Below are 19370 nucleotides of genomic sequence, written 5' to 3' on the forward strand. Positions count from 1 at the left end.
TATCGCCTCCTTCCGGTCGCGTCTGGAACGTGATCTATCAGGCCAGAGTTCCTCTACCCTCCGCAAGCGAATTAGCGCGGTACGTCCGCTCCCTCCGGCTCTGAAGGCACGGGCGCCGGCGCCCCGGCTGTTCTGGCCGGGAGCAGCGGGACGAGGGCCAGGACGATCACCGTGGAGACGACGCCGACCCAGAAGACGCCACGCAGACCGCTCATCGTGTCGGCCGAGCTCTGGACGACGAGGGTGACCAGGGCGACGCCGAGCGCCGCGCCGAGCTGGTTGAGCATGTAGAGGACGGAGCTGCCCTGCGCCACCATGGGACCGGGCAGCGTACGGTACAGCGACCCCATGGTGGGCGCGCTGAAGCAACCACTGCCCAGGCCGAGCGTGAGCGCCGCCAGCGCCGGCCAGACCTCCGGCGTTCCCGGCCCGATCAGGGTCAGGGCGAACATGCTCAGGATCGCGACGACCGCCCCGCCTGCGGCCAGGCCGCGCGCGCCGATCCGGTCGGAGTGGCGTCCGGCCAGCGGCATGGCGATGGAGCCGCCGAGCCCGAGCGGGGCCATGAGCAGCCCGGCCGCCAGCACGCCGTGCCCGTGTGCCTGCTGGTAGTAGAGCGGCAGCGCGAACAGGCCGGAGAACAGGCCCATGCCGCCGAGCCCCATGATCGCGACGCTGCCGCTGAACCCCCGGTTGCGGAAGAGGCGCAGGTCGATCAGCGGCGTCCGGCGCCGGCCCAGGGCGTGCACGGCGTACCCGGCCAGCAGGGCGAGGCCCAGCCCCAGGGGCGTGAGCGCCTGCCACACCGCGATCGTGCCCTGCTCGGCCGTCTGCGAGAGCCCCAGCACCACGGCCGCGAATCCGGGGCCGAGCAGCGCCAGGCCCAGGACGTCCAGCCTGGACGGTCCCCGCGCGCCCGGCTCGTCGCCGGGGACCACCCGTACGGCGAGCACCAGCGCCACCACCCCGACGACCACGCTGATCAGGAACATCGCCCGCCACGTGAACGCCCCCAGGATCGCCCCGCCCGCGATCGGCCCGAGCACCGGCCCCAGCGACAGGACCACGCCCATCAGCCCCATCACCCGCCCGGCGCGCCGCGGCCCGGCGGCCCTGGCCAGCAGGATGAGCACGAGCGGATCGAGCAGCCCGGCCCCGAGCCCCTGCACGGCGCGGAAGGTGATCAGGCTGCCCGCGTTCCAGGCCAGCCCCGCGGCCAGCGACCCGGCCAGGAACACCAGCAGCCCCGCGATCCACAGCCGCTTGCCGCCGAACCGGTCGACGGCCCAGGTGGTGAACGGGATCGTCGCGGTCACGGCCAGCAGGAACCCGGTGGAGGCCCAGCCGACCGTGCTCAGCGACGTGTCGAACGCCAGCACCAGGGTGTCGGTGGCGACGGCGGCCATCGTGCTGTTGAGGATGCCGAGCAGCCCGCCGAGCAGGACGACGGCGATGATCCCCACCAGCCGGCGACCCAGCCGGTCATCATTTATTGAACTCATTGGTTCAAGATAAATGTCTCTTGCGTTCGATCGCAACCCGATGCGTACATCAGGTTGAACCAGCGAGTACAATCGATGAGGTGAGCAGCACCACCCGCGGACGGATCGACAAGCGCCAGGCGATCCTGGACGGCGCCTTCACCGTGTTCGCCAGGCAGGGGTACGCACAGGCCGGCGTGCAGGACATCGCGCTTGAGGCGGGGGTGGCCAAGCCGACGGTCTACAACCACATGACCGACAAGGCGACCTTGTTCAGGCATGCCGTGGAGGCCGCCGCGATGACCGCGCTCGACCAGCGGGTGGCCGCGCTGGCGCCGCTCGGCGACCCGGGTGACGACCTGGCCGCCACGCTGGAGGGCGTCGCGCTCGCCCTGCTGCGCCTGCACACCGACAGCCGGTACTGCGCGCTGCGCCGCCTGCTCTACTCGGAGATCACCCACTTTCCCGACATCCTCGACATCGTCAAGGAGTACGGCCTCGACCGCCTCAACCACGCGCTGGCCGACCGCCTGGCCCGGCTGGCGCTGGCCGGCCGCCTGCGCACCACGGATCCCGATCTGGCGGCCGAGCAGTTCCTGGCCCTGATCCTGGGCCCCCTTGAGGCCCGCTCGCAGATGGGCACCCGGCAGTTGGAGGAGGCGGAGCTGGCGACGATCGCCCGTACGGCCGTGGAGACGTTCGCGCGGGCTTGGGTCGTGTCCTGATCCCTAACCGACACGTATGGGAAATATCGCCGACAAGGCCCCTTGTCACTGTCAGTCAAGGGATATAGTCTGCCGCGTGTGGTGGAACGAGATGATTACGCGGCCATCCGCGACCGCATCATCGGCCTCTCCCGCCTCCACGGCCTGCGCCCCGACTGGGTGGAGACGACGAGGCGGCAGCGCTTCCTGCTGCTGTGGGACACCGGGGGCCGGGTCGCGGCCCGCGCGATCGTCCCGCTCTACCCAGGGGAGACGCCACAGCTCGTGGACTCACTCGAAGAAGGGCTGGCACACCTGTTCGGCGACGGCTGGCTGAAGGACTGAGCAGAAGGACTGACTGGAGCACCGATGACCGCAGACCGCGTGGACGTCCACGTCACCATGGCCGGCAGCCTGTGGCTGGCCCAGGTGGACGGCGTGGCCGGCGGCATGTCCGCCCGTACGCTCAAGGAGCTGCACGCCGACGTCGCCGAGGGGCTGCCGTTCCTGTTCGCCGACCGTCCCAGGCCGCCGGCCCCGGTCTACCACTACGCCCTGCCCGGCCTGTCTGAGCAGGACCTCGACGACTTCGCCGCCCTCCAGCGCCAGGCCGCCGCCATCGCCGAGGACTACACGCGGACGCTGAAGAAGCGGGTCAAGCACATGCACGAGCTGGGGCTGTCGGATGGAGACATCGGCGAGCTGCTCGGGCTGACCAAGCAGCGCATCCAGCAGATCCGTACGAACGCCAACGACGCGGCCCGCCAGAGCGGCTGACCACCCGACCCGCCGGGCGGCCCGCCAAGAGCGGACGCCCGCCCGGCGAACCGCGCGATCGGGACGACGGGCCTCGTGGGCCAGGGACGACGAGCCTCGCGGCCAGGGACGACGAGGTCAGGAGCCCTTCGGCGCCGCGTCCGTCCAGCCGGACCCGATCAGCACCTCCGACGTCCACACCGTGCCCGGCTCCAGCCCGGCCTGGAACGTGCCCGCCTTCACCACCACGTTCTCCCGCGCCAGCGCCCGCCCGGTCGCCTCGTCGAAGACCAGCCGCTTCTCGTCGATCCCGCCTCCGTGCGTCGGCTCCTCCACCGACACGGCCGTTCCCTGCCGCCCCTCGGCGTCGGTCACGTTGGCGGTCACCTTCGCCTCGTCGAGCTCGGCCAGCATGCGGAAGGCCGCCCCCCGGACCTCGGGCGTCACCGGCATGTCCATGATCAGCCCCATGCTGACCGTGAACAGCCACACGTCGCCCGACATCTCCTGGCCGTCCCCCTCGGTCCCGTGGCCCTCGTACGAGGCCATCAGCCACTTCTTCAGCTTCGCCGGGTCGTCCGGCAGCCCGCGCAGGTCCTTCATGGTGACGTTCCGGCCGAGCCAGAACACCTTGTCACCGTCGACCAGCGGGCTGCGTTCGGTCCTGGCCGCACGCGGGGAGGTGGACAGCGGGATGGCGCCGTACTTCTCCTTGCCCCGCCCCTTGCCCGGGATGACGGCATTGAACGCGGACGGCGACCCCGCCCGCTCCCACGCCTCCCTGTCCTGCTCGGTGGCGGGCTCCGCGCCGAGCGACCGGCTGCGCGACCACTGCTCGCCGCCGACGGCACTGGGTGTCCATCCCTCGGTACGGGTCCGGTCCACGACCCGGTAGCCGCCGTCTTCGACGGTGTGGATCATCCGGCTCACCGACTCGCTGTGCCAGTAGTCGCCACTGCCCTCGTCCTGCCGCGCCGCGTTCTCGGCCGCCGCCAGCAGCACCTGCCTGGCCGGCAACGCCACCCGGGGCGCGCTCGTCCGGGTGACGCTCGCCGCGACGCCCGGGGTGCCTGGCGCGGGGGACGGGCTCGTGGTGGGCACCGCGCCGTTCCCCGACACGACCACCACGGCCGCCGTCACGGCCGCCGCGCCCCCCGCCAGCCCCAGCCCCCAGGCCGGCCGTACGATTCCGCGCCGACTCGTCGATTGCCGCGGCTCCGACATCGCGCGGGCCAGCTCCGTGGCCCTGGTCAGCTCGTCCACCTGGCCGCCGTCCAGGTGCGCGGGCCTGGCCGCCCGAAGTTCGTCGATGGGGTTCATGACCACTCCTCGCTGAGGTTCCGCACGTGGGGCGTGGGCGATTCGCGCCGGACGGGCTCGCCGGCGTACGGCGCGCTCGAAGACGGCTCTCCGGAGTACGGCTCGCCCGCCGCCGCCTCCCCCGAACCCGCCGACGACGCGGACTCCACCGCCTCGATGGCCTGTTTGAGCCGTTTGCGAGCCCGATGCAGCCGCACCCGGTACGCCGCCGTCGAGCACCCGATCACCCGCGCCGCCTCCTTGGGCGACAACCCGTGCCAGGCGACCAGGACGAGGATCTCCCGATCGTCCTCCCGCAGCGCGGCCAGCGCCCGCAGGACCGCCATCCGCTCGGTCACCTGGTCGGCCACGTCCCCCTCGGTCCACGCCCGGAGCTCGGCGGCCATGGCCTGCCTGCGCACCTCCGCGCGCACGTTGTCGCGCAGGACGTTGCGGGCGACGCCGAGCAGCCAGGGCAGCGCCGGGTCGGGCACGTCGTCCAGCCGCCGCCAGGCGATCGCGAACGTCTCACTGACCACCTCGTCCGCGACCTGCCGCCCGGCCCGGCTGACGACGTAGGCCCAGACCCGTTGCCGGCATTCGTCGTACATGCCGGTGAACCGGTGCGCATCATCCGCCACCGCCCAGCCCCTTCGTTCGGAATGCGTTCTTCTGACACCAGGAAGTGGCCGCACCCCGCCCGTTGTTACCGCCAGTCTCAGAAAACCCGGCGCGGCGCCACCACGGGGTCCGCACCTTCGACCAGCGTAGGCACCCCCACCAGCAGCACGTCTCCCCTGCGCCGCGCCGCTTCGACGAGGTCCGGCTGGAAACCCTCCAGGGAGAACAGCGCGAGGACGGCCGGCGCGGTGTCGTGCCCCTGCGCCGCGAGCACCGCCTTCAGGTCGTCCAGGCGTTCCAGATCGGCCATGGTCCGCCGCGTGATGGTCGCCTTGGCCTCGCCGACGACGGTGATCTTCGCCCGGCCCGCCCTCTTGTCCAGCGCGACGACGTCGATCTCGTGCTTGGCCCGCCCCTTCTGGTCGTTGACGACGGTCGCCGCCACCAGACCCGCCTCTCCCCTGAACTCGGCCTGACAGCGCAGCCAGTCTCTGGCGCACTGCTCGAAGTGGGGCCCCAGGACGCGCGCCACGAAGGTCGGCCTCGACCGCTGCCAGGCTTGTGCCGACTGCCCCGTATCGACGAGATCGCGCTGCGGCACGGTGATGAGATTGTGGAAGCGCACGATGGGATCCACGACGGTGATCACCGGGCGTCTCTCCCACAGGGGGTCGGTGTCGTACTGGAGGAATCCGGCGCTCGTCAGGGCCTCCAGCGGCCGGGCCAGCGCGGTGCGCGGCTGCTCCAGCAGCCCGCCGATCTTCGCCGGGCTGCTCGCCCCGCCGGCGACCGCGTTGATGATCGCGTAGTGCAGCGCGCTGCCGGAGAACTTGGGATCCTCACGCAGCAGGTACTCGGCCTCGCTGCCGGAGAACAGCGCCTGCCGCGGATCGAGCACGGTGGCGGGCACCCACTCGTCCAGGTCCGCGACCGTGCGAGGAGCGGGAACGCCGGCCAGGTTCCGGTAGCCGGGAGACCCCCCGAGGACCGCATGCACCCGCACGACGGCGGCCGGATCGCCGATACCCCAGTGGCGGGCCGTCGTACCGAGATCGAACGGCGCCAGCCGCAGGTCGAGTGCCGCCCGGCCGCGCAGGGCCTTGGTCCCGGACAGCAGCTCATTCATGACCGACATGGCCGACCCGCAGACGATCACGCGCCCGCCCGGCACACCCTCCCCCGCCTGGGACCGGTCGTAGAGCAACTGCAGCAGCCCCGGCAGCTCGGGAGAGTGGCCCATCCAGTACGGCAACTCGTCGATGACGAGCACCCCCGGCCGGCGGGCGGTGAGCTCGATCGCCGTCGTGAGCAACTCCTCCCAGCTCGCGTCGGCGATCATCCCTGATCCGACACCCGCGTATCGAGCGATGTCCCCCGCGAGCCGCCGCCGCGACACCACGACCCCTTCCTCGGCGACGGCGGTCACGTAAAGGCCACCGCTCGCCTCGGCGAGGGCACGCAGCACGAAACTCTTGCCCACCCTGCGCCGCCCGGACACGACGCCCAGTCGGAGGTGCGGATCGGGATGCCGGACGAACTGCTCCAGCGCCTCCCACTCGGAATCCCTGGAGAGCACCCGCTGCGGCTTCTGCATCGACGTCACCAAATTAGTATGCTGCACAACATACTAATTTAGCTACGAGCTCCGGGGCTAAAGCCCACTCAGCGACCGTGATCACGTGACCTAATAATGATGGGCGCAACTGTGATAGTTGCGCCCATCATCCTGAACCGGCCCCTACTTGGCGCTGGCCTTCAGATAATCGCTGTTCATCTGGGCGATCGTGTCCAGCGGGATGCCCTTCGGGCACACCGCCGTGCACTCGCCCGTGTTGGTGCAGCCGCCGAAGCCCTCCGCGTCCATCTGGTCCACCATGGCCTTCGCGCGGGAAAGGCGCTCGGGCTGGCCCTGCGGGAGCAGGCTCAGGTGGGTGATCTTGGCGGCGGTGAAGAGGGAGGCCGAGCCGTTGGGGCAGGCCGCCACGCAGGCGCCGCAACCGATGCAGGTGGCCGCGTCGAAGGCCGCGTCCGCGTCCTCCTTGCGGACCGGGATGCTGTGGGCGTCGGGCGCGGAGCCGGCCGGGACCGAGACGAACCCGCCCGCCTGGATGATCCGGTCGAACGCGCTGCGGTCCACGACCAGGTCCTTGACGACCGGGAACGGCGCCGCGCGCCACGGCTCGATGGTGATCTCGGCGCCGTCCTCGAAGTGGCGCATGTGGAGCTGGCACGTCGTGGTGGCGCGCTGCTCGCCGTGGGCCACGCCGTTGATGACCATGCCGCACATGCCGCAGATGCCCTCGCGGCAGTCGTGGTCGAACGCGATCGGGTCGTCGCCCTCCAGGATGAGGCGCTCGTTGAGGACGTCGAGCATCTCCAGGAAGGACATGTCCGGGGAGACGTCCTCCACCTTGTACGTCACCATGCGTCCGGCGTCCGAGGGGCCGCTCTGCCGCCATACGCGCAGGGTCAGGTTCACTTGTAGCTCCGCTGGGTCATCTTGACGTACTCGTACTCGAGCGCTTCCTTGTGCAGCACCGGCCCGTCCTCGCCGCCGAACTCCCAGGCCGAGACGTGCGCGAAGTTCTCGTCGTCGCGCAGGGCCTCACCGTCGGCGTCCTGCGACTCGGCGCGGAAGTGGCCGCCGCAGGACTCGGTGCGGATGAGGGCGTCCAGGCACATGAGCTCGGCCAGGTCGAAGAAGTCGGCGACGCGGCCGGCCTTCTCCAGCACCTGGTTGAGCTCCTCGGCGGTGCCGCTCACCTTGACGTTCTGCCAGAACTCCGCGCGCAGCTCGGGGATGCGCTCCAGCGCCTTGCGCAGCGACTCCTCGGTGCGCTCCATGCCGCAGTAGTCCCACATGAGCTTGCCCAGCTCGCGGTGGAAGGAGTCGGGCGTGCGGGTGCCGTTCACGGACAGGAGCCGGTCGATCTTGGCGCGGACCTTGATCTCGGCCTCCGCCACGGCCTCCTCGTCCACGTCGCCGAACGGGCCCGCGGCCAGGTAGTCGCCGATGGTGGTCGGAAGCACGAAATATCCGTCGGCCAGGCCCTGCATCAGCGCCGACGCGCCGAGCCGGTTGGCGCCGTGGTCGGAGAAGTTGGCCTCGCCGACCACGAACAGGCCGGGGATCGTGGACTGCAGGTCGTAGTCGACCCACAGCCCGCCCATCGTGTAGTGGACGGCGGGGTAGATGCGCATCGGCACGTCGTACGGGTTCTCGCCCGTGATGCGCTCGTACATCTCGAAGAGGTTGCCGTACTTCTTCTCGACCGCGTCCCGGCCGAGGCGGTTGATGGCGTCCCTGAAGTCGAGGTAGACCCCGAGCCCGCCGGGGCCGACGCCGCGGCCCTCGTCGCAGACGTTCTTGGCGGCGCGGGAGGCGATGTCGCGCGGCACCAGGTTGCCGAAGGCCGGGTAGATGCGCTCCAGGTAGTAGTCGCGCTCCTCCTCCGGGATGTCGCCGGGGGCGCGCTCGTCGTTCTTGCGCAGCGGCACCCACACCCGGCCGTCGTTGCGCAGCGACTCGGACATGAGCGTGAGCTTGGACTGGTACTCGCCCGACACCGGGATGCAGGTCGGGTGGATCTGCGTGTAGCAGGGGTTGGCGAAGTACGCGCCGCGCTCGTGGGCCCGCCAGATGGCGGTGGTGTTGCAGCCCTTGGCGTTCGTGGACAGGAAGAACACGTTCCCGTAGCCGCCGGTGGCCAGCACCACGGCGTCGGCCAGGTGGCGCTCGATCTCGCCGGTGACCATGTCGCGCACGATGACGCCGCGCGCCCGCCCGTCTGCCACGATCAGGTCGAGCATCTCGTGCCGCGTGTGCATCTCGACGGTCCCGGCCGCGATCTGCCGCTCCAGCGCCTGGTACGCGCCCAGCAGCAGCTGCTGCCCCGTCTGGCCGCGGGCGTAGAACGTACGGGAGACCTGGGCGCCGCCGAAGGAGCGGGTGTCGAGCAGGCCGCCGTACTCGCGGGCGAACGGCACGCCCTGCGCCACGGCCTGGTCGATGATGTTCACCGAGACCTGGGCCAGGCGGTAGACGTTCGACTCGCGGGCGCGGAAGTCGCCGCCCTTCACGGTGTCGTAGAACAGGCGGTAGATGCTGTCGCCGTCGCCGCGGTAGTTCTTGGCGGCGTTGATGCCGCCCTGCGCGGCGATGGAGTGGGCGCGGCGCGGCGTGTCCTGGTAGCAGAACGACTTGACGTTGTAGCCCAGCTCGCCCAGGGTCGCCGCGGCAGAGCCGCCCGCCAGGCCGGTGCCGACGACGATCACGTTGAGCTTGCGCTTGTTGGCCGGGTTGACCAGCTTGGCGCTGAACTTGCGCTTCTCCCAGCGCTCCTCGATGGGCCCGGCGGGAGCCTTGGTGTCCCTGATCTCGGAGCCTTCGGTGTACTTCACTTGACAACTCCGAACGTGATCGCGAGGGGCGGAGCCAGGAAGCCGATGACCAGGACCGCGGAGACCAGGGCGGCCGACACGCGGAGCAGCCGGTAGCGGCCGTGGCCGGCCCAGCCGAGGGTCTGGAAGGCGCTCCAGAGGCCGTGCCGCAGGTGCAGGCCGACCATGACGACGGCGACGACGTAGATGAGCGTCACCCACCACCGGGAGGCGTCGAAGCCGGCGATCATCCGGTCGGCGGGGGCCGAGTCGAAGCCCTTCGGGTTCACCACGCCGAAGGTCAGGTCGAGCAGGTGCCAGACCAGGAACAGCACGATCGTCACGCCGCCCCAGCGCATGATGTGCGTGGTGTAGCCGCCGGCCTGCGACTTCTTGGCCACGTACTTGACCGGCCTGGCCTTGCCCGCGCGGCGGGACAGCGAGATCGCGGCCCACATGTGCAGAACGACCGAGGCCACGAGGGCGATCTCCACGAGCGTCAGCAGCGTGCGGTAGGGAGCCAGCGGCTCAAGCAGCGTGCGCAGCGCGTGGGCGTAGTCGTTGAAGGACTCGCGGCCGAAGAAGATCTTGAGGTTGCCGAGCATGTGGCCGAGCAGGAAGAGCACCATCACGGCGCCCGTGACGGCCATGACGACTTTCTTGCCGTTCGAGGAGCCCAGGAACCCGCCCGGCTTCTTCCTCTTCGGGGCCTTGGTCGGGGCCTTATGGGAGGGGGTAGCAGACGCGGTGGCGGCACCGCGCTCTATCGTGGCAGTCACGTCGTCGACGCTAGGTATCCAGCATTGATCCGTCCAAGTCATGACGGATCTGGTTTCGATAGCCACAGGCTATGATGAGGCAAGGCGCGGCTTTTATCGCCGGCTTACACCGGGCTGGTGCGAGGAAAATCACATGCAGTTTCAGCAGCTCGCGTACTTCGTCGCGGTGGCGGAGGCCAGGCACTTCACCCAGGCGGCCGAGCGCATGCGGGTCGCGCAGCCGTCGCTGAGCAAGCAGATCAAGGCGCTGGAGGCCGATCTCGGGGCGCCCCTGTTCTCGCGGGCGCGTGGCAACGTGACGCTGACCGCGGCCGGAGAGGCGCTGCTGCCGCTGGCCCGCCGGATCCTGGCCGACGCCGGCACCGCCAGGCAGGAGGTGGCCGAGCTGGCCGGGCTGCGCCGGGGCCGGGTGCGGCTGGGGGCCACTCCCTCGCTGTGCGCGGGGCTGCTGGCCGACGCGCTGGCCCGCTTCCATCGCGCGTACCCGGGGATCGAGCTGCTGGTGGAGGAGGGCGGCTCGCGCGACCTGATCAGGGCACTGGCCAGGGGACAGCTCGATCTGTCGCTGATCATCATGCCGCTGCAGAGCGACGACCCCTCGCTGGTGACCGAGGAGATCCTGCGCGAGAACCTCGTCGTCGTCTCCCCGTCCCACGCGCAGATCAAGGGCCCCTACGTGCGGATCGAGGACCTGCGCGGCCGGGCGATGGTGATGTTCAGGCGCGGCTACGACGTGCGCGAGGCGACGCTGGCGGCGTGCCGGCAGGCGGGCTTCGAGCCCCGGTTCGCGGTGCAGGGCGGGGAGATGGACGCCGTGCTGCGGTTCGTGGAGGCGGGCCTCGGCGTGGCCGTGGTGCCGTCGATGGTTCTCGACGGGCGGCCCGGCCTGCTGGGCACGCCGCTCGCGCCACCGGGGCTCAGCCGGACGATCGCGCTGGCCCACCGCAAGGACGTCGAGCCGACCAGGGCGGCGCAGGCGTTCAGGCAGACCCTGCTCTCCTTCGTCCTGGAAGCCGATCACGAGGGGACGCTTCCGCAAGGAGTCGAACTCATCGCGGAAGCCGGTCACGAGAGCACGCTTCCGCAAGGGGCCGAAATCATCGCAGAATGAGCACCAGGCGGTTCTACCCGGAGAGGCTTTTTGACGGCGAACCTTTCTCAGACGCTCACACTGCTCCTCATCGAGGACGACGACGGCGACGCCTTCCTCGTCGAGGAGCTGCTCAACCAGGTCCTGGCGCCGCCGCGCATCTTCAGGGCGCGCAACCTGCGCGAGGCCAAGGAACTGCTCACTCCCCAGATCCAGTGTGTGCTCGTCGACCTCTCCCTGCCCGACGCCAGCCGGCTGGAGGCGCTGGAGGAGGTACTGGCGCTGGCGCCGCACACGGCGGTGCTCGTGCTCACGGGGCTGAGGGACGTCCACGTCGGCGTCTCGGCGGTACAGTCGGGGGCCCAGGACTACCTGGTCAAGGGCGACGTCGACGCACGGCTGCTGGCCCGGTCCATCCGGTACGCGATGGAGCGCAAGCGCGCCGACCTGGCCCAGCTCAAGCTCGTCCAAGCCGAGCTGACGGCCAAGGAGAACGCGCGACTGGAGAGCGCCCTGCTGCCCAGCCCGCTGCTGCGCTCGGCCGCCATCGAACACGTCACCCGCTACCTGCCGGGCAGCGGCGGCACGCTGGCCGGCGACTTCTTCGACACCGTGCAGACGCCGGACGGCTCGGTGCACCTGGTGATCGGCGACGTGTGCGGTCACGGCCCCGACGAGGCCGCGCTCGGCGTGGCGCTGCGCATCGCCTGGCGCACGCTGGTCCTGGCCGGGCAGCCGGACGACACGCTGCTGCGCACGCTCGACACCCTGCTGCGGGCCGAGCGCAAGGCCCCCGAGATCTTCACCACCCTGTGCACGGCCACGATCAGCCCCGACCTGAGCCACGCCACGATGCGCGTGGTCGGCCATCCGCCGCCGCTGCTCGTGCGCGACGGTGAGGTGCGGGTGGTGACCGAGGCGCCTTCCGGCCCGCCGCTCGGCATCTTCGCCGACGCGGAGTGGGCGGTCATCGACGTCCCGCTGGGCACGGAGTGGTCGATGATGCTCTACACCGACGGCCTGATCGAGGCCGCCGTGGGCGAGCCCAGCCGGCTGCTCGGCGTGGAGGGCCTGCTCGACCTGGTACGCGACCACGGCGCCATCGACCTCGACCGGCTCATCACCCACGTGGGCCGGCTGAGCGACGACCTGGCCGTGGTCATGGTGCGGAGGAGGAGAACATGACGATCCATCCCCTTCCCCCTCCCAAGGAGCCGACAGGCCTGGGCCGGGTGCCGGTCGCCCACTGGTTCCTGGCCACCGCGGCGGTGGCCGGCCTCACCTTCGCCGCCGGGGTCGTCATCGTCATGACGATGGCCGCCAGGACCGCCGAGCTCAACCCGCGGCCCGAGGTGGCCGCGCAGGTCGATCGGCTGATGGTGGCCCTCATCGTGGTCTTCGCCTTGCTGCTCGCCTGCGCCGCCGGGCTGGCCGTGATCGTGCGCTACGCCGTGCTCAAGCCCATCGACCAGCTCACCGAGCAGGTCCGTACGGTCGCCGCCGGCGACTTCGACCGCGACCTGCACGTCGATCGGCCCCTTGAGCTGGCCGAGCTGTCCAGTCACATCGACTCCATGCGCGCCCGCATCGTCTCGGCCTGGCGGGTGGCCGCCGACCAGACCGAGGAGCTGCGCCGGTCCAACAGCGAGCTGGAACAGTTCGCGTACGTAGCCAGCCACGACCTCCAGGAGCCGCTGCGCAAGGTGGCGAGCTTCACGCAGATGCTGGAGCAGCGCTACGGCGACCAGCTCGACGAGCGGGCCAAGCAGTACATCCACTACGCGGTGGACGGCGCCAAGCGCATGCAACTGCTGATCAACGACCTGCTCGACTTCTCCCGCGTCGGCCGGGTCACCGGCGAGAAGACCGAGACCGACGCGGGCGCGGCACTGGACCGGGCGCTGGACAACCTCTCCGCCACGATCGAGGACACCGGCGCCGTCGTCACGCGCGACGAGCTGCCCCGCGTCCTCGGCAACCAGCTGCAGCTCACGCAGCTCTTCCAGAACCTCATCGAGAACGCCGTCAAGTTCCGCGCCGACGAGCCGCCGCGCGTGCACATCGGGGTCAGGCGCGACGGCGTCCAGTGGGAGTTCAGCTGCTCAGACAACGGCATCGGGGTCGAGCCCAAGTACGCCGACCGCATCTTCCTCATCTTCCAGCGGCTGCATCCGCGCGACGTCTACCCGGGCACCGGCATCGGGCTGGCGCTCTGCCGCAAGATCGTCGAGTATCACGGGGGAACGCTGTGGCTGGACGGGAACGAAGGCGGGGGCGGCGCGACGTTCCGGTGGACGCTGCCCGCCGCGGGAGCCGAGCGATGAACGACTGGCGGCCGATCGAGGTACTCCTGGTGGAGGACGACCAGGGCGACATCCTGCTCACCAGGGAGGCTTTCGACCTCAACAAGGTGCGCAACCGGCTCAACGTGGTCAACGACGGCGAGCAGGCGATGGCCTATCTGCGCCGCGAGGGCGAGTTCGCCGGCGCGCCGCGCCCCGACCTGGTGCTGCTCGACCTCAATCTGCCCAGGATGAGCGGTTTGGAGGTGCTGGGGGAGGTGAAGGCCGACGCCGAGTTACGCACGATCCCGGTGGTGATCCTGACGACGTCCGAGGCGGAGGAGGACATCCTCCGCAGCTACCGGTTACACGCGAACGCATATGTCGCGAAGCCCGTCGACTTCGAGCAATTTATTCGCGTTGTCCGGCAGATCGATAACTTTTTCGTGACAGTGGTGAAGTTACCGCCCCTCGAACAGCCTCTCTGACGGGCTACGTGACAGGAATCACAGCTAGTCATCGAAAAAGTGAGTGACCCCGCTCACAAATGTCGATCCCGTCGTCGTAACGTATCCCCCACCAACGCGCGCGCCCGAGCGGATCCCGCCCTGAGAGCGCGCCCAGTGAATCGAAACCACGGACCCCCTGCGCTAAGGGTCCGCGGGAGGTGGAGAGGTCCGCGATGACCCAGACGACGCCCGAAGCCCCGGTCCGCCGGCAGCGTGCGCAAGTCAAGGTGCGCACCCTGCGTACGGACAGATGGTGGCTGGTCCCGCTCGTGACGTTCCTCGGGCTCAGCTCATTCCTTGTCTACGGTGTATGGGCGATCATCGACAACAGCATCTTCGTCGATCCCTACATCGCCCCGTTCGCCTCGCCCTGTCTGGCCGCGGTCACGTGTCCCGAAGGGGCACAACTGTTCGGCTGGGCGCCGATCGGCGACTGGTACACGCTCTCGCCGGGGCTGCTCATCCTGGCCCTGCCCGGCGGGTTCCGGCTGACCTGCTACTACTACCGCAAGTCCTACTACCGCTCCTTCTGGCTCTCGCCGCCGGCCTGCGCCGTGCAGGAGCCGCATGGGAAGTACACCGGTGAGCGGCGCTTCCCACTGATCATCCAGAACATCCACAGGTACTTCTTCTACGCGGCCATCGTGATCGGCCTCATCCTGGCCTACGACGCCGTCCTGGCGGTCGTGCACAAGCCGCTCGGCCTGGGCAGCTGGATCCTGATCGCCAACGCCGTCCTCATCAACGCCTACACGCTGTCGTGCCACTCCTGCCGGCACATCACCGCGGGCAGGCTCAACCACTTCTCCCGTCACCCGCTGCGGTACCGGGCCTGGACGTTCGTGTCCAAGCTCAACGCCAAGCACCAACCCCTCGCGTGGGCCTCGATGTTCTCGGTCATGGGCGCCGACCTGTACGTGCGCCTGGTGGCCAAGGGCATCATCGCCTTCCCGTACGCGTAAGGACAGCTTTCAGTGGAAAACACGCACAACATAGAGCGCCACGAGTACGACGTCGTCGTCATCGGCGCGGGCGGGGCCGGCCTGCGGGCCGCGATCGAGGCCCGCCAGCAGGGCAAGCGGACCGCGATCATCTGCAAGTCGCTGTTCGGCAAGGCCCACACGGTCATGGCCGAGGGCGGCGCGGCCGCCGCGATGGGGAACGTCAACCCCGACGACAACTGGATGGTGCACTTCCGTGACACCATGCGGGGCGGCAAGTTCCTCAACAACTGGCGGATGGCCGAGCTGCACGCCAAGGAGGCGCCCGACCGCGTGTGGGAGCTGGAGGCCTGGGGCGCGCTGTTCGACCGCACCAAGGACGGCAAGATCAGCCAGCGGAACTTCGGCGGGCACGAGTACCCACGGCTCGCACACGTGGGCGACCGTACCGGCCTGGAGCTCATCCGCACCCTGCAGCAGCGCGTCGTTGCCCTCCAGCAGGAGGACTACGAGGCCCACGGCGACTACGAGGCCTACATCAAGGTCTTCGCCGAGTGCACCGTCACGCGGCTGCTCAAGGACGGCGACGCGATCTCCGGCGCGTTCGGCTACTGGCGCGAGACGGGCAACTTCGTCCTCTTCGACGCCCCCGCCGTGGTCCTGGCCACCGGCGGCATCGGCAAGTCGTACGTCGTCACGTCCAACTCCTGGGAGTACACCGGCGACGGCCACGCCCTGGCCCTGCTCGCGGGCGCGAACCTGATCAACATGGAGTTCATCCAGTTCCACCCCACGGGGATGGTCTGGCCTCCGTCGGTGCGCGGCATCCTGGTCACCGAGTCCGTCCGCGGTGACGGCGGCGTGCTGCGCAACTCCGAGGGCAAGCGCTTCATGTTCGACTACATCCCCGAGGTGTTCAAGGACAAGTACGCCACCACGGAGGAAGAGGGCGACCGCTGGTACACCGACCAGGCCAACAACCGGCGCCCGCCGGAGCTGCTGCCGCGTGACGAGGTGGCCCGCGCGATCAACGCCGAGGTGAAGGCCGGTCGCGGCTCACCCCAGGGCGGCGTCTTCCTCGACGTCTCCACCCGCCTGCCCGCCGAGGAGATCAAGCGGCGGCTGCCGTCGATGCACCACCAGTTCAAGGAGCTGGCCGACGTCGACATCACCGCCGAGCCCATGCAGGTGGGGCCGACCTGCCACTACATCATGGGCGGCGTCGAGGTCGACGCCGACAGCGGCGCGGCGGCCGTTCCCGGACTGTTCGCGGCCGGCGAGGTCTCGGGTGGCATGCACGGCTCGAACCGGCTGGGCGGCAACTCGCTGTCCGACCTGCTGGTGTTCGGGCGCCGGGCGGGCGCGGGCGCGGCGGCGTACGTGGACGGTCTGGCCGCGCGGCCCAAGGTCGAGTCCGAGTCGGTGGACGCGGCCCTGGAGGAGGCGCTGGCCCCGCTCAACCGCGGCGGCGAGAACCCCTACGAGGTCCACCACGAGCTCCAGCGCACGATGAACGACCTGGTGGGCATCATCCGCAAGGCCGAGGAGGTCTCCGAGGCCCTGGAGGTCGTGGAGAAGCTCAAGGAGCGGGTGCGCATGGTCGGCGCGGCCGGCTCGCGCATCTACAACCCGGGCTGGCACCTCGCGATCGACCTGCGCAACATGGTGCTGGTCTCGGAGTGCGTGGCCCGCGCCGCGCTGCTGCGCGAGGAGAGCCGCGGCGGGCACACCCGCGACGACTTCCCCGGGATGAACCCGGACTGGCGCCGCAAGCTGCTCGTCTGCGCCACCGCGGACGGCACGTCCGTGCAGGTCGAGGAGAAGGTCCAGCCGTCCATGCGCGACGACCTGATCACCCTCTTCGACCGGGACGAGCTGAGCAAATACCTCACCGACGAAGAGATGGCCGAGTTCGACGGGATAGCGAAGTCATGAGCTACAAGGCAAAGTTCAAAGTCTGGCGCGGTGAGGGCGGCGAGGGCAAGCTCGAGGACTTCACCGTCGAGGTCAACGAGGGCGAGGTCGTCCTCGACATCATCCACCGCCTCCAGGCCACGCAGGCGCCCGACCTGGCGGTGCGGTGGAACTGCAAGGCCGGCAAGTGCGGCTCGTGCAGCATGGAGATCAACGGCAAGCCGCGGCTGGGCTGTATGACCCGCATGTCCACCTTCGAGGAGGACGAGACCATCACGGTCACGCCGATGCGGACCTTCCCCGTCATCAAGGACCTCGTCACCGATGTGTCCTACAACTACCAGAAGGCCCGGGAGGTGCCCTCCTTCACGCCGCCGAGCGGGGTGAAGCCGGGCGAATACCGGATGAAGCAGGTGGACGTCGAGCGCTCGCAGGAGTTCCGCAAGTGCATCGAGTGCTTCATGTGCAACAACGTCTGCCACGTCATCCGTGACCACGAGGAGAACAAGAGCAACTTCTCCGGCCCCCGGTTCCTCATGCGGATCGCCGAGCTGGACATGCACCCGTATGACGTGGCCGACCGGCAGGACGCCGCGCAGGAGGAGCACGGGCTCGGCTACTGCAACATCACCAAGTGCTGCACCGAGGTCTGCCCCGAGCACATCAAGATCACCGACAACGCGCTGATCCCGATGAAGGAGCGCGTGGTGGACCGCAAGTACGACCCGCTGGTGTGGCTGGGCAACAAGATCTTCAAGCGCAGCAGCAGCAACAGCAAGTAGGCGTACCAAAGGGAAGAGCGGGGGCCGGACGACCGGCCCCCGCTCTTCTTCGTCTGTCTGGTCCTACTTCTTCTTCCTGCCGAAACGCCTGCGCTTGGCGTCGGGCATCTCCTTCGTCGGCTCCTGCGTCGGCTGCTCCTGGATCTGGGGCGGCAGCGGCTGCACGGCCGTCACGTCCGCGTCGGGCGCCAGGTAGGGCGGCGGTTCGTAGTCCGTGGCCGTCGTGGAATCTCCCGCGCCAGGGCTGGTCTCCTTGGCGGCCGGCTCGAACAGCGAGCCCGCGGCGGAGGGCTTCCAGGGGTCGGGGTCGCCCGACTCGGCGGCCGAGGCCGGGCCGAGCGGCTGCTCCTGGTCACCGTCGTAAGGACCGGCCCCGCCCGGCGGGATGTCCGACGGCACCGGCGGCACCAGCGGCTCGAACGGGTCGCGCTCACGCGGACCCGACGCCGGCTCGAACGGGTCACGCACCTCGGTCGCCGGCTCGAACAGATCACGCTCGCGGGCCGGCGGCTCGCTGTAGGAGTCGAACTCGTCCGGATGCAGGACCACGGGCTCCTGAACGGGCTCCTGGTACGGCTCCTGCACGTAACCCTGGGGCGGATACGGGTGGTTCGGGTCGTAGCCGGGCGGGACGCTGGGATAGGTCTGCACCGGCACGAAGCTGATGATGGGCGCGTACGCGGTGCCGCCCGGATAGCCGGGGGCCTGGAAGCCCGCCGTGGCGTAGCCGGGCCCCGCCGGGTAGCCGGCACCGGGCGGAGCCGTCTCGGGCCCGCCCATCGGCGGCCCCGCCTTCCGTACGGCCGCCGCGTGGGCCATCCGGCGCAGCCGGCCCTCGAAGATGAGCACGGCGAAGAGCGCGAGCAGGACCAGCACCAGCGCCGGGATGCTGAGCTTCTGCGTCAGCGTGCGCTGGTCGAACTCCGGCGCCGCGTTACGCAGCTCCAGCGGCACCTCCTCGTCGGAGGCGACCTGCGTCTCGCTGGGCGTCGGCACGACGGGCGTGGTCTCCTCCGGCGCGATGGCCGGCATCGAGACGGTCTCCTCCGGGGTGGTCGTCGGCTCCGTCGTGGACGGCACCTCGACGGGCTGCGTGGGCAGCGGCTGCGGGTTCTGCGTCGGAGGAGCCGGAGGAGGGGTCGTCGCGGGGGTGGTCTTCGTCGGGGTCGGCGCCTTGGTCTTCTTCGTCGGGGTCGCGGTCACCGTCTTGGTGATCGTCGTCTCCGGCGCCGAGTCCGTCTCCTCGGGAGTGGGCTCGCCCAGGGTGGTGGTGACCGTGACGGTGGTCTCGGGGGTGACGTCGCAGACCTCGCCGACGTCACATGGCTCGACGGGGTCCAAGGCGGTCACGGAGGCGCTCGCGCTCTGCACGATGAACGGGGTCGCTCCGGCGCCCGTCAGTGCGAGCGCCAGGACGACAGCGGACAGGGCCGTCGCTCGCGTGCGTGCCACCGGTGCCCTCCGCGCAGTCCCGGAACCATGGTCAAAGGGAATACTAGCCGGGTAAAAGTAACAGTAAAGACGGAATTACAACACGTTTCTCCGGTTACGCCCTCGTTGTACCGTGACAACGATCCAGAGCCCTCCGAGCAGCACTCCGATGGCTCCCGCGACCATGGGCAACGCCTGCGGCCCGTCGATCGGGCTGACATAGCGCACCGGATGAACGTGTTTCGCGGCCGACACCATCTCCCACGGCAGCGGCGCCGCTCCGCCGGGGCCTTCGGCTTGGAACGAGGCAAGGAGCCGCGTACCGGCGGACATGCTCACGACGGCGGTCGGCAACGCCTGCGGCACGCCTCCTGAAGGCACGCCAGGACCGGGCACGGCGG

General features: G+C 69.8%; 19 protein-coding genes. 10 read left to right on the plus strand and 9 right to left on the minus strand.

Annotated features, from left to right (window positions below; genetic code table 11):
* Positions 1-71 precede the first annotated feature (71 nt).
* The gene (locus ABFX54_RS45605; RefSeq protein WP_346113269.1) at positions 72-1502 is read right to left on the minus strand and encodes a DHA2 family efflux MFS transporter permease subunit; all 1431 of its coding nucleotides are present in this window, start codon (positions 1500-1502) and stop codon (positions 72-74) included.
* An 80-nt stretch (positions 1503-1582) separates the two neighbouring features.
* Between ABFX54_RS45605 and ABFX54_RS45610 the strand changes: the two genes are divergently transcribed.
* The 3 genes from ABFX54_RS45610 (at position 1583) to ABFX54_RS45620 (ending at position 2962) form a co-directional block, all read left to right on the plus strand.
* Positions 1583-2206, plus strand: coding sequence for a TetR/AcrR family transcriptional regulator (locus tag ABFX54_RS45610; RefSeq protein WP_346113271.1), 624 nt, complete (start codon positions 1583-1585; stop codon positions 2204-2206).
* A gap of 81 nt (positions 2207-2287) precedes the next feature.
* Positions 2288-2530: a hypothetical protein gene (locus tag ABFX54_RS45615; protein WP_346113272.1), complete on the plus strand. Its 243-nt coding sequence runs from the start codon at positions 2288-2290 to the stop codon at positions 2528-2530.
* Between the two features lie 24 nt (positions 2531-2554).
* A complete protein-coding gene (locus ABFX54_RS45620) occupies positions 2555-2962 on the plus strand; it encodes a hypothetical protein (protein ID WP_346113273.1) in 408 nt (135 codons plus the stop codon).
* A 117-nt stretch (positions 2963-3079) separates the two neighbouring features.
* Here ABFX54_RS45620 and ABFX54_RS45625 read toward each other — a convergent pair whose 3' ends face one another.
* The 6 genes from ABFX54_RS45625 to ABFX54_RS45650 form a co-directional block, all read right to left on the minus strand.
* Positions 3080-4261 (minus strand): CU044_5270 family protein, encoded by a 1182-nt coding sequence (locus ABFX54_RS45625; protein ID WP_346113274.1) that lies wholly within the window; start codon positions 4259-4261, stop codon positions 3080-3082.
* On the minus strand, positions 4258-4881 hold the full coding sequence (locus ABFX54_RS45630) for an RNA polymerase sigma factor (protein WP_346113275.1): 624 nt from the start codon (positions 4879-4881) through the stop codon (positions 4258-4260). The genes ABFX54_RS45625 and ABFX54_RS45630 overlap by 4 nt, the downstream gene beginning before the upstream one ends.
* 77 nt (positions 4882-4958) lie before the next feature.
* Positions 4959-6455 (minus strand): ATP-binding protein, encoded by a 1497-nt coding sequence (locus tag ABFX54_RS45635; RefSeq protein ID WP_346113292.1) that lies wholly within the window; start codon positions 6453-6455, stop codon positions 4959-4961.
* Between the two features lie 144 nt (positions 6456-6599).
* Entirely contained in the window at positions 6600-7340 is a 741-nt protein-coding gene (locus ABFX54_RS45640) for a succinate dehydrogenase/fumarate reductase iron-sulfur subunit (protein WP_346113277.1), read from the minus strand.
* Positions 7337-9262, minus strand: a complete 1926-nt coding sequence (locus tag ABFX54_RS45645) for a fumarate reductase/succinate dehydrogenase flavoprotein subunit (protein ID WP_346113278.1) — start codon at positions 9260-9262, stop codon at positions 7337-7339. Before ABFX54_RS45645 ends, ABFX54_RS45640 begins: the two co-directional genes overlap by 4 nt.
* On the minus strand, positions 9259-10020 hold the full coding sequence (locus ABFX54_RS45650) for a succinate dehydrogenase cytochrome b subunit (protein ID WP_346113279.1): 762 nt from the start codon (positions 10018-10020) through the stop codon (positions 9259-9261). Before ABFX54_RS45650 ends, ABFX54_RS45645 begins: the two co-directional genes overlap by 4 nt.
* Positions 10021-10153: 133 nt before the next feature.
* Between ABFX54_RS45650 and ABFX54_RS45655 the strand changes: the two genes are divergently transcribed.
* The 7 genes from ABFX54_RS45655 (at position 10154) to ABFX54_RS45685 (ending at position 17538) form a co-directional block, all read left to right on the plus strand.
* Positions 10154-11131 carry a LysR family transcriptional regulator gene (locus tag ABFX54_RS45655; RefSeq protein ID WP_346113280.1) on the plus strand — a complete coding sequence of 326 codons (978 nt, stop codon included), beginning with the start codon at positions 10154-10156 and terminating at the stop codon, positions 11129-11131.
* 30 nt (positions 11132-11161) lie between these two features.
* Positions 11162-12295, plus strand: a complete 1134-nt coding sequence (locus ABFX54_RS45660) for a PP2C family protein-serine/threonine phosphatase (protein WP_346113282.1) — start codon at positions 11162-11164, stop codon at positions 12293-12295.
* A complete protein-coding gene (locus tag ABFX54_RS45665) occupies positions 12292-13434 on the plus strand; it encodes a sensor histidine kinase (RefSeq protein ID WP_346113284.1) in 1143 nt (380 codons plus the stop codon). Before ABFX54_RS45660 ends, ABFX54_RS45665 begins: the two co-directional genes overlap by 4 nt.
* Positions 13431-13880, plus strand: coding sequence for a response regulator (locus ABFX54_RS45670; protein ID WP_346113285.1), 450 nt, complete (start codon positions 13431-13433; stop codon positions 13878-13880). The genes ABFX54_RS45665 and ABFX54_RS45670 overlap by 4 nt, the downstream gene beginning before the upstream one ends.
* Before the next feature lie 194 nt (positions 13881-14074).
* A complete protein-coding gene (locus tag ABFX54_RS45675) occupies positions 14075-14863 on the plus strand; it encodes a hypothetical protein (protein ID WP_346113286.1) in 789 nt (262 codons plus the stop codon).
* Between the two features lie 12 nt (positions 14864-14875).
* The gene (locus tag ABFX54_RS45680) at positions 14876-16777 is read left to right on the plus strand and encodes a fumarate reductase/succinate dehydrogenase flavoprotein subunit (RefSeq protein WP_346113287.1); all 1902 of its coding nucleotides are present in this window, start codon (positions 14876-14878) and stop codon (positions 16775-16777) included.
* The gene (locus tag ABFX54_RS45685; RefSeq protein WP_346113288.1) at positions 16774-17538 is read left to right on the plus strand and encodes a succinate dehydrogenase/fumarate reductase iron-sulfur subunit; all 765 of its coding nucleotides are present in this window, start codon (positions 16774-16776) and stop codon (positions 17536-17538) included. The genes ABFX54_RS45680 and ABFX54_RS45685 overlap by 4 nt, the downstream gene beginning before the upstream one ends.
* Before the next feature lie 63 nt (positions 17539-17601).
* Here ABFX54_RS45685 and ABFX54_RS45690 read toward each other — a convergent pair whose 3' ends face one another.
* Both ABFX54_RS45690 and ABFX54_RS45695 read right to left on the minus strand, forming a co-directional pair.
* A complete protein-coding gene (locus tag ABFX54_RS45690) occupies positions 17602-18990 on the minus strand; it encodes a chromosomal replication initiator protein DnaA (protein ID WP_346113289.1) in 1389 nt (462 codons plus the stop codon).
* A gap of 75 nt (positions 18991-19065) precedes the next feature.
* Positions 19066-19370, minus strand: a 305-nt coding sequence (locus tag ABFX54_RS45695) for a hypothetical protein (RefSeq protein WP_346113290.1), incomplete at its 5' end; no start/stop codon positions are given.

The organism is Nonomuraea maheshkhaliensis (assembly GCF_039529435.1).
GTDB lineage: Bacteria > Actinomycetota > Actinomycetes > Streptosporangiales > Streptosporangiaceae > Nonomuraea > Nonomuraea maheshkhaliensis.

Excerpts from the sequence above, each read along its gene's own strand:
- ABFX54_RS45655 (WP_346113280.1), top strand. The coding sequence starts at position 10,154 with ATGCAGTTTCAGCAGCTCGCGTACTTCGTCGCGGTGGCGGAGGCCAGG.
- ABFX54_RS45625 (WP_346113274.1), bottom strand. The coding sequence starts at position 4,261 with ATGAACCCCATCGACGAACTTCGGGCGGCCAGGCCCGCGCACCTGGAC.
- ABFX54_RS45685 (WP_346113288.1), top strand. The coding sequence starts at position 16,774 with ATGAGCTACAAGGCAAAGTTCAAAGTCTGGCGCGGTGAGGGCGGCGAG.
- ABFX54_RS45675 (WP_346113286.1), top strand. The coding sequence starts at position 14,075 with ATGACCCAGACGACGCCCGAAGCCCCGGTCCGCCGGCAGCGTGCGCAA.
- ABFX54_RS45605 (WP_346113269.1), bottom strand. The coding sequence starts at position 1,502 with ATGAGTTCAATAAATGATGACCGGCTGGGTCGCCGGCTGGTGGGGATC.
- ABFX54_RS45670 (WP_346113285.1), top strand. The coding sequence starts at position 13,431 with ATGAACGACTGGCGGCCGATCGAGGTACTCCTGGTGGAGGACGACCAG.
- ABFX54_RS45635 (WP_346113292.1), bottom strand. The coding sequence starts at position 6,455 with ATGCAGAAGCCGCAGCGGGTGCTCTCCAGGGATTCCGAGTGGGAGGCG.
- ABFX54_RS45665 (WP_346113284.1), top strand. The coding sequence starts at position 12,292 with ATGACGATCCATCCCCTTCCCCCTCCCAAGGAGCCGACAGGCCTGGGC.
- ABFX54_RS45620 (WP_346113273.1), top strand. The coding sequence starts at position 2,555 with ATGACCGCAGACCGCGTGGACGTCCACGTCACCATGGCCGGCAGCCTG.